We start from the raw sequence: 10348 nt of genomic DNA, 5'->3' as shown, positions 1-10348 counted from the left end.
AACCTCACGATGTTCTTCCTCTACGAGCTCCCGATTCCGGAGCCTAAACCTGAGACAAAGGCCAGAATAGTCGAGCTGGCCTTCAAGCTCCTCTACAGGAAGGGCCACTATGACGATATGGCTAAGGAGCTTGGGATTAGGACGAGCGAAATCACCGACGAGGATGAGCGGAGGGAAATCAGAGCTGAGCTCGAAGCTATTATAGCGAGAGACGTCTTTGGACCGGATAAACGCGAGATGGAATACATACTCTCGACCTTCATCTACGGCAACCCGGACAGGGAGTTAATGAGAAGGATAATTGGGAAATTCTGACTTTTTCATTTTTCTGAAAACCAAGTAAGGTGAAGGAAAGTTCACTCCCCATTCTTCTCCTTCCACTCTTCTAATAACTCCTTGGCTGAATTCGCTGCTATAGCCCCCTGGCCTACTGCCACCGCTATTTGCTTGAAGACGTTGGTTATGTCGCCAGCGGCGAAGATTCCGGGAACTTTCGTGCGCATGTCCATATCAACGGGTATATAGCCGTACTCATCGGTTATGCCGAGGTGCTTGACGAACTCTGTTTTGGGCTCGTAGCCTATGAATATGAAGACACCGTCAACCAGCATTTCCCACTCCTCGCCGGTTACGCGGTTCTTAAGCTTAACGGCCTCGACCCTGTTCGTTCCCTTTATCTCGGTCACGACTGTGTCGAGTATTGCAGGGATACCGCTCTCCCTAAACCTGTCCTGGAGTATCTTGTCGGCCCTGAACTGCTGTCTCCTATGGACGAGCGTTACATCAACGCCTATGCTCTTCAGGTAGAGCGCCTCCTGTAGGGCCGTGTTTCCTCCGCCTACCACTATGACCTTCTTGCCCTTGAAGAGCGGGCCGTCGCAGGTGGCGCAGTAGCTGACACCTCTTCCGGTAAGCTCTTCCTCACCGGGGACCTTGAGCTTTCTCGGCGAGGCACCGACGGCTATGATTATCGTCCTCCCCTTGTAGAGCTTGCCGTTCTTCGTCTTGACCCCGAACTTGCAGGGTCCCTCATAATAGGCGCACTCTATAGGGTCTATCCTCTCCACTTCGTCGAAGATAACCTCAACGCCGAGCTTCTTCACCTGCTCGTGCATTCTGTTGGTCAGCTCTGAACCGCTTATCCCCTCTGGAAAGCCCGGGTAGTTCTCTATGATGTCCGTTAAGGCCATGTTTCCCCCAAGGTCTTTGCTGATGATCAGAGTCTCAAGGCCAAAGCGGGCAGCGTATATGGCAGCCGTAAACCCTGCCGGTCCGGCTCCGATGATGAGCACGTCCCAGGTCTTGTTCTCGTACTCCCCGGAGCGTGAGAAACCACCGAGGCTGAACATCTCCCCACCTCCGCCTTCCCCTGTCCCTGCTTGTTTAAAAGGCTTGTTGCACAAAAGTGGGTAAAATTAGACAATTTTTACCGAGCGGTCGAGGAGGAGGTGTAGGGCGTAGCCGAGAAAAGCTGAGAGGGCGCAGTAGAGCCCGACGCCGAGCCCCATCCTGAGGCCATAGTCGACGAGGGCATAAGCCAGGAGGGCGTATACCCCGGCAAAGAGGAGGGAGTGAACTATTCCCCTGTGCCTCGGCATCACAGCTGTGAAGGCAAACCATGCTATGACGGCCGACACAGCTCCAAGCGTCCACTGGACGGTCGTGTTAATCCACACCTCCTTCGAAAGTCCCAGTTCCCTAGACCAGATGAAGACGGCACTCCCCGTTGCAACGCTCACTATTGGCTTCGTCCCCCTGTGTATCAGCGCCTGCGGATGGTCCATGTCTGGTAAATCGCTCCCGAGGACATAGAGGGCGTAGCCTATCACCATCCCGGGCGTCGTAACCTCTATTGGGAGCCCTGCGTAGAGCTTGAGGAGGTATGCTATGAGAACCGCCACAGGGTAGGTGGCTATCCCGCTGAGCACGTGGGCATCGTAGTTAGGCAACCATCTCCCCCCTCAGTCCCTCGGCCTGTCCCTCTTCTATGAACTTCTTCACGTAGTCGGGAACCTTGTAGTTCCCCTTCATGTCACCTATCAGGAAACCGAGTCTCACCAGCTCGTTGAGGTTCTCGTAGACCTGCATTCCCGGCTTTTTGACCGTTTTGGCCACCTGTATGTAGCTGACCGGCCCGCCGCTGAACTCAAAGACTATGGCTTCGACCAGATCCTTGTAGTCCTTTGGAATTCTAGTCAGGTATTCCTCAAGGCTCTTGGGTTCTTCAAGGATCGTTGTAACCACATAGTCATCTATCGGGTCGAACTTGTGCTTGGCAGACTCGCTCAGCACGTAGTGGAGGAGCCTTAAAATCTGCCTCGGGTTGCCCTTGCCGAGCTGGTGAATCAGCCTTATTGCCTCTTCGGTGAAGGGATAAATCGGGTCGTCTGTGTCCCTTACCCTGACCCGGTTGAGTCTCTTCTTGACCAGTTCAAAGACCTCATCCAGGCTCATTGGCCTCAGCCTGAACTCGTAGTGGAGGCGCATGAAGAACGCTGGGAAGATTTTCGTGTACTCCTCGTAGGCCTCGGGAATGCAGGCGAAGGCAACTATACAGCCGGGGGGCATGGTACTTATAAAGTGCCTCAACATCTCGAAGAACTGTATCTTCTCGTGCTCCTTAGCTGAGTTCATGTTCTCCAGCTCGTCGAGGAGGAGGGCGCAGTAGGGGTGCTTCTTCATCTGCTCTACTAAAAGCTCTGCTATGTCCCTGCTCTTGTACTCCCTTGTGTCGGTCAGCATTTTCTCCAGCCTGTCTATGAAGCCGAGCTTTCTGGACAGGTTCTCAAGGAAGATGTTGGTTCTGCTCTTGGGTGGCTTGAGGGCGTAGAATATGTCCCTGGTGAGCTTGAGTATGTCGTTGGTGTCGACCTTTACGTATATTGCCTTTCCGCCCTTCTCGGTGATCGCCTTCGCTATGCTCTTGAGCCTCTGGGTCTTGCCCATCCCGAGGGGGCCGACTATGCTCAGCGCTATCGAGCTCTTATTCCCTATAACCTCCGAGATTATCATCTGCAGGCGCATGTCAACCTCCTGGTAAACGTGAATGCTCTCGACGTCACTTATCCCCTCGCTTGCGAGCTGTTCGAAAGGGTTCTTCGAGAGGCCGTACACCTCGTAGGACTGTGCCGGGTAAAGCTTAAGGCCTTCCATTTCACCCACCGAATGTTTTAAAGGGTTTTTAATATAAAAACCTGTTCATTGGTGAGCGGAAATGATTCTCCTCGTAACTGCCCCCCAAGGGAGGGAAGGCGACGCAATCCTCGAACTTGAATGGGCATTGGGCAAAGTAAGGGTCAGGGGGACGGACTGGAGGGGTGTCCTTCTAGCTGAAACGCCACTCGGAAAGGAGGAAGCCCTCGAAAGGCTCAAGAAGTTCGAGACCCAGGCGGTACAGAGAGTAATCCCCTTCGATGATCTCGTTCCAGCTAGGTGGGAAGTAATTGAAGATGCAGTCTTGAGGCTCGCCGGGACCATCGACGGTAGCTTCGCGGTCAGGGCAAGGGTTAGGGGAAACAAAAAGCTGAAGGAGAGGGAGCTTGAAATCAAGCTCGGCTCCCTCCTAGTTGAGCGCTTCGGTTATAAAGTGAACCTGAGCGACCCGGACTGGACAGTGGTTGTTGAAGTCCTCGGAAAGAAGGCCGGTGTTGGTGTCCTGAAGAGGTGCGAGCTTCCGCGCTTCAAAGTCGAGGAGTGATTTCAGTGGGTTATAAATAGGAGTTTCCCCAAAGTTTTAACATGAACCTGAGGCACGTTGCCCTGGTGGCCTTCGTAATGGTCGTCGTTTTCCCGACACTGCTCCTCCTCAAACCTCACTTGAGGAGCATCCACCAGGGTGGTCAGGGTGAGGATATCGTTCTTCTCCCCGAGCCGAGGCTCACCGGCGGAATGAGCGTCGAGGAGGCGATAGCGAAGAGGAGGAGCATACGCTCCTACCGCGACGAGCATATAACGCTCGACCAGCTGTCCCAGCTTCTTTGGGCAGCGCAGGGAATAACCGACTGGAGGAGAAAGTACCGCTCGGCCCCGAGCGCTGGTCCGACGTATCCCTTCGAGGTTTACGTGGTCGTTGGGAAGGTGGAAGGGCTGTCCCCTGGAATATACGGCTACGACCCCTTCAGACATGTCCTCATCGAGCTCAAGAAAGGGGACTTCAGGGGGGAGCTCCAGAGGGCATCTCTGAACCAGGAGTGGGTCGGAGATGCTCCCGTGGACATAGTCCTCGTCGCCTTCTACGAAAGAACCACCAGGGTCTACGGCGAGAGGGGGATAAGGTATGTCCACATGGAGGCGGGTCACATAGGGGAGAACATCTACCTTGAGGCGACTTCCTTGGGACTGGGAACAGTCGCTGTTGGAGCCTTCGACGATGAAAGGGTCGTCGAGATACTCGGCACCTCTGGCAGTCCCCTCTACATCTTCCCGGTGGGTGTTCCAAATGGTTAGCTTCGACCACTGCACCTTCGGCTACATTACCTTCGCCTTCATGACCCTCTCGGTCTTGAGCGGTGCTATGATACTGCTCTCACCGAGGAGGGGCCTCTGGATAAAGCTCCACGCAGTTTTGAGCGTCGTGACCTACATCCTGATGTTCATAACACTGTGGATTGTCCTCTGACCCAAAGTTTAATTAGTGACCTGCCCACTCAGTACAGGGGATGGAAATGCTCGACGTTGAGGAAGTCATTGAAAAGCTCTCAAAGTTATCCTACAAAGAGGCTCTAGCTTACTGGATAAAGAGCGAAAAGGAGGAGGCAGAGTTCTACGGGAAGCTGGCAGAGAGGGCAAGAAACCTCGACCTTTCAGAAAGCCTCGTCGAGACCTTTGAAAGGCTTTCAAAGGACTCCGAGAGGCATGCAAAGGAACTGACGAGGCTCTTCAGGGAGAGCTATCCTAAGGAACCGGAGAGTGATATACCGCCGATAGAAGTCCTCTCAGTTCTCGAAGAGTTTGAGAGGGCCGACCAGGTCGGGGAAGTCCTGAGAACGGCCATGGAGAGCGAGCTCATAGCGATGAGCGCCTACAGAACCCTTGCCGAGAAGGTTGAAGACCCGAAACTAAAGGAGCTCTACCTTAAGCTCGCTGAGGTTGAGAGGACGCATTATGAGGCCCTCAAGAGGGAGTATGAAAGGCTGGGTGGTTGAGATGGTCGTGGAGATTTTGAACGAGATACGGAAGCTGAACGAGCGCGAACTCCTCAGTTACTGGATTAAGGGTGAGTACGAGGAGGCCGAAACCTACTGGAAGCTGGCTGAGCGCGCCAAAGAGCTCGGCCTTCCCAGCAAAGCCGTGAAGACCTTCAAAAGGCTCGGCGACGAGTCCAAGAGGCACGGGGATGAGCTCCTCAAGATATACCGGGAGGAGTACGGAGAAGAGCTCATGGATGTCAGGGTTCCGAACGTTGAAGCGTTAAACGTCCTCGGCAAGTTCTGGAAGGTTGAAGACCTCAAAGACGTGCTTGAAATAGCCATGGAGAGCGAGAAGCTGGCCGAGACGATATACAGGAAGCTCGCCAGTGAAACGGAGAATCCAAAGCTTAAGGAGGTCTATCTCCGGCTGGCGGAGATTGAAAGGGGTCACTACGAGTCCCTGGTCTCTCTCGGGGGTTCCCTCGGCTTGGAGGAGTGAGAATGGAGGACCTTGAAGACACACTAAAGCGGTTCAGGGACATGCTCCTTTCCCTTTCCGAGAGGGGCATCTTAGCTTACTGGACCTTCGGTGAGTACGAGGAAGCCAGGATATACTGGAAGTTAGCCAAAAAGGCAGAAGAACTCAGGCTTCCGCCGGGACTCGTCTCGACCTTCAGGAAGCTCGCCAAGGAGTCGGAGGAGCACGGCGACGGTCTTAGGAGGCTCTATGTAAAGACCTACGGCGAGGAGCCGGAGGGGGTTGACATCCCCTACATAGAGGTAGCCAGTCTCGCAAGGGCCCTCGAAGATCCATCAAACCTTGAGTTCGTCTTCAGGGTGGCGATGGAGACCGAGCTCGTCGCCAAAAAGCTCTACGAGCACCTCTCTTCAATAGCCGGGAACAGGGAAGCAAGGGAGCTCTATGAGTTCTTGGCAAACATCGAGTGGGTTCACTACCAGAGGCTCCGCGGTGAGGCGGGGCTTATGGGAGTCAACGTCGAGAGGATAGAGGAGGAGATAAAGAAAAAGGGCTTTCTCTGACTATTTTGCCCCTTTTTTCTTGGCTTCCTCTGCCTTCCTCCTCAGTTCCTCGACCTTCTCTTCCTTCAGCGGTATGAAGCGGTCGGCTTTGTTGTCGTAGCTCGCTAAGAGGAAGTCCCTGCTGAGCTTCAATGCTCCAGTCGGGCAGACATCAACGCACTGACCGCAGTAAATGCATCTCGCCGTCCAGAGGGCCACTTTCCTTATCTCAGGTAGATAGACGAAGACCCCTGCCGGGCAGACGTTGACGCACATCCTGCAGCCGACGCACTCCTCCACGTTGTAGGCTATCATCCCCCTAAAGTCCTCTGGAATAGGAACCGGCTCGGTTTTTGGGAAGGGGTTGGTCGCTGGCTTCCTGAGGAGGTTCCTGAGAACCGTTGGGACCAGTATTGGGGCCCTCACATTATCACCTCCATTGCTATGAGGAGAGAGCCGACGAGCGAAGCCAAGAAGACGTTCTTCCAGAGGAAGTCCACCGCCTGCGTTATCTTCAACCTTCCGGTCACGGCTCTAAAGACGCTCTGGACGGCGAAGAGCAGGGCGAAGACCTTCAGCGCGTGGAAGAACAGGTTGACGACGTCCGCTGAAAAGCCGGTGAGGTTGAGGTAACCTGAAACCCCCCACGGGAAGAATATCGCCACGACGAGCGACGCTGAGATAAAGGCCTTTATCGAGTTCGTCAGCTTGAGCAACGCTAAGTACCTCCCACTGTACTCGACGAGCAGGCCCTCGGCTATCTCCTCCTCGGCATCGGGTATGTTGAAGAACCCCACCTCGATCTCGCTCGCCAGCCAGACGCAGAAGACGTAGAGCAGGATAACCGCTCCAACGAAGCTCATTGGAGTCCCTATCTCCCATATGTTGTGGGTATAGAAGATCCCCATGCTGAAGGGCTTTGGAACACCGAGCTTTCCGAGGCGCCACATTATGGTGAAGATAGCCAGCATCATAGCCGGTTCTCTTGATACCATTACCGTCGCTTCCCTCGCGGCACCTATCTTGGCGTACGGGTTGCCTGAGCTTATGGCACCGACTATCTTGAAGAAGCTGATCAACGTGAGCAGGTAGATGAAGACTATCACGTCGCCCCTGCTCGCTAAGATGGGCGTAAAGCCCATGGGTGTGTAAGCCAAGAGAGCTATTGCCGTCGCTAAAGCCAGAACCGGAGCCACCCTGAACATGTAGTTCGCCGTGCTCGGGATTATCGTCTCCTTACTGGAAAGCTTGAGGAAGTCGTAGAGGGGCTGAAGGATCGGTGGCCCTATGCGCCTCTGCATTCTGGCTACCAGTTTTCTGTCTATCCCCTCCCAGATCAGCGAGACAAGAGAGACGAAGGCGTAGAGGCCGAGCAGACCTGCAACCGGGTAAACCAGCCCAGTAACGGCGTCCATTGGCATCACCTCGAACAGCTCGCCCCCACTGGAGTTGGGTCTCCCTTGATCTCGGGGTTTATCTCACGCGTCTTTCTGATGGATTCCTTGAGGAGGTCTTTCTCGGTCAATACCTTCCTCTTACCGTCCTCTATAACCGCAACCCTGTCGGTACAGCTCAGGCACGGGTCTATTGACGCAACAGCGACCACGAAGTCAGCTACTTGATCCCCTATAACCCCCTTCGCCACCGAGAAGAGGTTCGGGAAGGTCGGCTCCCTCGGCTTCCAGCGGAGTGGCTTATCCGAGCCTTTCTTTCCACGGACGTAGTGGACGAGCTCCCCCCTTGGAGCCTCGTACCTCCCGATTCCTTCCCCGTCAACCATAAGGCGGAGCTTCGCGTAGAGGACGTTGTCCTTCGGGAAGGCCTTTATCTTTCCGTCGGGCATCCCATCGAGGGCATGCTCTATAAGTTCGAGGCTCTGGTAGAGCTCCCCTATCCTCACCGCCATCCTGTCGAATACATCGCCCCTCGGCCTCTCGCCGGTAACGTCCTGGGGCATTACGGGCTTTATCCCGAGGTCGGGGTAGACGCCAAGCCTCTCGCTCCAGCGGGCATCGTCCCTTATTCCGGAACCCCTTCCCGTCGGACCGACAGCCCCCTGCTCAAGTGCAACCCTCTTGCTTATCACCGCGGTGTCTCTGAAACGGGCCTCTATCGTCGGGTCATGGAGGAAGGCCTCCTCAATCTGGGGAAAGACCTCGCGGTAGTACTTGATCATATCGAGGATTATCCGCCTCTTCTTTTCGTCTATGTCCCTCCTGACACCGCCTATGGTCACCATCGAGTAGTTTACGCGGTTCCCGCTGACCGCTTCAAGCGTGTCCATGACCTTTTCCCTCGCCAACCATGTGAGGTGGAGGAGTGTGTCGTAGCCTATGTCATGAGCCAGAACGCCGAGGTTTAGCAGGTGGGAGTGAATCCTCTCAAGCTCGCCGATGATGACGCGTATGTATTCGGCCCTCTCCGGGACTTCAATACCTCCGGCTTCCTCAACTGCCCTCGTGTAGGTGTGGTTGTGGGAGAAGGAGCATATCCCGCACATCCTCTCCGCTAAGTACATTATCTGGATGTAGTTCCTCCTGAGGGCTATCCACTGGATTCCGCGCAGATTGTAGCCGAGCTTTACGTCAACATCTATAATCTTCTCACCGTCTAAGGTAAGTATGAACTTCTCGGGCTCCTCCAAACCCGGATGAATCGGCCCGAAGGGTATCTTGACCCAGTACTCGACTCTCTCAGTCATTTTGATCCTCCCTCCAGAGCCCTTTGCTTCGCAAAGCACTCGCGGAAGATATTCAACTCACCAACCCTCTCTCTCCTGATTGGAGGTTTCTTTTCTCTGGAACTTTCAGCGTTCTCTCCCCTCTCCGTGTCTGACGGCAGATAAACGCGAACCTCATTAACAGGCCTCATTTCCTTGCACCTCCCTTCAAATAGTAAGGATGACCAGCGTTCTTGACCATCTCATCTGGAACGCCTTTGTCGTCTAGGCGGAGGGGGTAGATTCCCTCCGGGAAGTCGTCAGGTAGAAAGAGCCTTCTCTTGTCGGGAGCGTTTTCAAAGTCTATCCCGACCATCTCCATGCCCTCCCTCTCGAACTGGAGCGCTATGGGAAAGATGTCGCTGATGTCTGGAATTACCGGATCATCTTTCGGCGCGTGGACGTCAACTATGAGAGAAACAGCCGGAGCGGCCTTGTAGTGGACCACGAGGTGGCTGAGGAAGCCCAGCTCGTCCCCCCAGTCCTGTTCGATGCCTATCGAGTAGTGGGCCTCGCCGTCGAGCTTCTTAATAAAGTCCATCAGCTCCCTGTACTTTTCCCTCGGGATTCTCACCCAGACCCTCTGCCTCTTCCACCTGTTGGTCTTTACCTCTACCTGGGCCTCAGGGAAGCGCTCCGCTATTGTCTCAGCGACCTTCTCGATCTTGGTGGGTTCTTTGACCTCGTTTGTCTCGTTAACGGGATTATCGTTCATTCCTCAACCACCTCCGGGATTTTTCCTTTCAGGATTTTAGCCAGCTTCTCAAGGGCCAAAACGATCCCCTGGAGTATCGCCTCGGGCCTCGGCGGACAGCCGGGGACGTAAACGTCAACCGGAATAACCCTGTCGAGGGGTGCGTTGGTGAAGGGACTCTCGTAAAAGACGCTCCCGCCTGTGGGGCAGGCCCCAACCGCTACCACCATCTTGGGCTCCGGCGTCTGCTCGTAGGCCAGCTTAACCCTCTCAAGGCTTTGGTTGGTCACAGGGCCGGTAACGAGGAGTATGTCCGCGTGCCTCGGACTGCCGACGAGCTTTACACCGAAGCGCTCGGCGTCGTAGCGAGGCGTCAGAGCGGCTATTATTTCTATATCACAGCCGTTGCAGGAACCGCTGTTAATGTGGAAGACCCAGGGCGACCGCTCTATGAACCTGCAGAGCTGGGCTATTCTCTTCTCAAGTCTCTCACGCTCGCTCTGTTTTTCCTCCTTTCCCTTGACCGGAACCTTGATGCTCACTCTCTCACCCCCAGATCCCTTTGCTCCGCAAAGCACTTGCGGAAAACGCTTTTATGCTTAAAACGACCTATTCTCCAGTTGGAGGAACCTCTACTGGCTTTGTTTTCGCTCTTTGCACGTTTAGTACGCCCTTCGGGCGGGGAGTGATAGTGAACTTCGTAGACCTGCTCCATCTATGCTCACCCCCAGATTAGGAGAACCCCCATGATGAAGGCCGTCGTTATCACGAGATAGCTCGCGTAGT

The 10348-nt window shown here is 54.6% G+C and carries 16 protein-coding genes; 7 read left to right on the top strand and 9 right to left on the bottom strand.

Translation table 11 applies throughout. The annotated features are described in order from the left end of the window. The coding region (locus tag MVD07_RS02140) for a hypothetical protein (RefSeq protein ID WP_297498006.1) at positions 1–315 on the top strand (315 nt) is incomplete at its 5' end. Between the two features lie 41 nt (positions 316–356). On the opposite strand, the gene trxB is transcribed toward MVD07_RS02140, so the two are convergent. The 3 genes from trxB to MVD07_RS02125 form a co-directional block, all read right to left on the bottom strand. Further along, the gene (gene trxB / locus MVD07_RS02135; protein WP_297498003.1) at positions 357–1349 is read right to left on the bottom strand and encodes a thioredoxin-disulfide reductase; all 993 of its coding nucleotides are present in this window, start codon (positions 1347–1349) and stop codon (positions 357–359) included. Positions 1350–1415: 66 nt separating this feature from the next. Further along, positions 1416–1949, bottom strand: coding sequence for a metal-dependent hydrolase (locus MVD07_RS02130; protein ID WP_297498001.1), 534 nt, complete (start codon positions 1947–1949; stop codon positions 1416–1418). Then, the gene (locus MVD07_RS02125) at positions 1942–3153 is read right to left on the bottom strand and encodes an ATP-binding protein (RefSeq protein WP_297498013.1); all 1212 of its coding nucleotides are present in this window, start codon (positions 3151–3153) and stop codon (positions 1942–1944) included. Before MVD07_RS02125 ends, MVD07_RS02130 begins: the two co-directional genes overlap by 8 nt. A 61-nt stretch (positions 3154–3214) precedes the next feature. Here MVD07_RS02125 and MVD07_RS02120 point away from each other — a divergent pair, with 61 nt between their 5' ends. Genes MVD07_RS02120 through MVD07_RS02095 form a run of 6 tightly spaced genes read left to right on the top strand, consistent with a single transcriptional unit; the run spans position 3215 to position 6170 of the window. Beyond that, positions 3215–3697 (top strand): THUMP domain-containing protein, encoded by a 483-nt coding sequence (locus MVD07_RS02120; RefSeq protein WP_297497999.1) that lies wholly within the window; start codon positions 3215–3217, stop codon positions 3695–3697. A 41-nt stretch (positions 3698–3738) separates the two neighbouring features. Beyond that, on the top strand, positions 3739–4446 hold the full coding sequence (locus MVD07_RS02115) for a SagB/ThcOx family dehydrogenase (protein WP_297497997.1): 708 nt from the start codon (positions 3739–3741) through the stop codon (positions 4444–4446). Further along, on the top strand, positions 4439–4618 hold the full coding sequence (locus MVD07_RS02110; RefSeq protein ID WP_297497994.1) for a hypothetical protein: 180 nt from the start codon (positions 4439–4441) through the stop codon (positions 4616–4618). The genes MVD07_RS02115 and MVD07_RS02110 overlap by 8 nt, the downstream gene beginning before the upstream one ends. Before the next feature lie 40 nt (positions 4619–4658). Next, entirely contained in the window at positions 4659–5144 is a 486-nt protein-coding gene (locus MVD07_RS02105) for a ferritin family protein (RefSeq protein WP_366078437.1), read from the top strand. A 1-nt stretch (position 5145) separates the two neighbouring features. Continuing rightward, positions 5146–5628, top strand: a complete 483-nt coding sequence (locus tag MVD07_RS02100) for a ferritin family protein (RefSeq protein WP_297497991.1) — start codon at positions 5146–5148, stop codon at positions 5626–5628. 2 nt (positions 5629–5630) lie between these two features. Continuing rightward, positions 5631–6170, top strand: coding sequence for a ferritin family protein (locus tag MVD07_RS02095; protein ID WP_297497988.1), 540 nt, complete (start codon positions 5631–5633; stop codon positions 6168–6170). Here MVD07_RS02095 and MVD07_RS02090 read toward each other — a convergent pair whose 3' ends face one another. From MVD07_RS02090 to MVD07_RS02065, 6 genes are read right to left on the bottom strand one after another with little or no spacing between them, the layout of a single operon-like run. Beyond that, entirely contained in the window at positions 6171–6575 is a 405-nt protein-coding gene (locus MVD07_RS02090; RefSeq protein ID WP_297497985.1) for a 4Fe-4S dicluster domain-containing protein, read from the bottom strand. Beyond that, positions 6572–7564, bottom strand: a complete 993-nt coding sequence (locus MVD07_RS02085; RefSeq protein ID WP_297498008.1) for a respiratory chain complex I subunit 1 family protein — start codon at positions 7562–7564, stop codon at positions 6572–6574. Before MVD07_RS02085 ends, MVD07_RS02090 begins: the two co-directional genes overlap by 4 nt. 5 nt (positions 7565–7569) lie before the next feature. Further along, positions 7570–8850: a nickel-dependent hydrogenase large subunit gene (locus MVD07_RS02080; RefSeq protein WP_297497982.1), complete on the bottom strand. Its 1281-nt coding sequence runs from the start codon at positions 8848–8850 to the stop codon at positions 7570–7572. After that, entirely contained in the window at positions 8847–9020 is a 174-nt protein-coding gene (locus MVD07_RS02075; RefSeq protein ID WP_297497979.1) for a hypothetical protein, read from the bottom strand. Before MVD07_RS02075 ends, MVD07_RS02080 begins: the two co-directional genes overlap by 4 nt. After that, the gene (locus MVD07_RS02070; RefSeq protein ID WP_297497976.1) at positions 9017–9583 is read right to left on the bottom strand and encodes an NADH-quinone oxidoreductase subunit C; all 567 of its coding nucleotides are present in this window, start codon (positions 9581–9583) and stop codon (positions 9017–9019) included. The genes MVD07_RS02075 and MVD07_RS02070 overlap by 4 nt, the downstream gene beginning before the upstream one ends. After that, positions 9580–10104 carry an NADH-quinone oxidoreductase subunit B family protein gene (locus MVD07_RS02065; protein WP_297497974.1) on the bottom strand — a complete coding sequence of 175 codons (525 nt, stop codon included), beginning with the start codon at positions 10102–10104 and terminating at the stop codon, positions 9580–9582. Before MVD07_RS02065 ends, MVD07_RS02070 begins: the two co-directional genes overlap by 4 nt. Positions 10105–10348: the final 244 nt, after the last annotated feature.

The organism is Thermococcus sp., assembly GCF_027008145.1.
Classification (GTDB): domain Archaea; phylum Methanobacteriota_B; class Thermococci; order Thermococcales; family Thermococcaceae; genus Thermococcus.
This window is presented reverse-complemented; position numbering and strand designations above follow the sequence as displayed.

Coding starts and splice junctions, on each gene's coding strand:
- trxB (WP_297498003.1), bottom strand. CDS start 1,349: ATGTTCAGCCTCGGTGGTTTCTCACGCTCCGGGGAGTACGAGAACAAG.
- MVD07_RS02125 (WP_297498013.1), bottom strand. CDS start 3,153: ATGGAAGGCCTTAAGCTTTACCCGGCACAGTCCTACGAGGTGTACGGC.
- MVD07_RS02120 (WP_297497999.1), top strand. CDS start 3,215: ATGATTCTCCTCGTAACTGCCCCCCAAGGGAGGGAAGGCGACGCAATC.
- MVD07_RS02115 (WP_297497997.1), top strand. CDS start 3,739: ATGAACCTGAGGCACGTTGCCCTGGTGGCCTTCGTAATGGTCGTCGTT.
- MVD07_RS02110 (WP_297497994.1), top strand. CDS start 4,439: ATGGTTAGCTTCGACCACTGCACCTTCGGCTACATTACCTTCGCCTTC.
- MVD07_RS02105 (WP_366078437.1), top strand. CDS start 4,659: ATGGAAATGCTCGACGTTGAGGAAGTCATTGAAAAGCTCTCAAAGTTA.
- MVD07_RS02100 (WP_297497991.1), top strand. CDS start 5,146: ATGGTCGTGGAGATTTTGAACGAGATACGGAAGCTGAACGAGCGCGAA.
- MVD07_RS02095 (WP_297497988.1), top strand. CDS start 5,631: ATGGAGGACCTTGAAGACACACTAAAGCGGTTCAGGGACATGCTCCTT.
- MVD07_RS02085 (WP_297498008.1), bottom strand. CDS start 7,564: ATGGACGCCGTTACTGGGCTGGTTTACCCGGTTGCAGGTCTGCTCGGC.
- MVD07_RS02080 (WP_297497982.1), bottom strand. CDS start 8,850: ATGACTGAGAGAGTCGAGTACTGGGTCAAGATACCCTTCGGGCCGATT.
- MVD07_RS02075 (WP_297497979.1), bottom strand. CDS start 9,020: ATGAGGCCTGTTAATGAGGTTCGCGTTTATCTGCCGTCAGACACGGAG.
- MVD07_RS02070 (WP_297497976.1), bottom strand. CDS start 9,583: ATGAACGATAATCCCGTTAACGAGACAAACGAGGTCAAAGAACCCACC.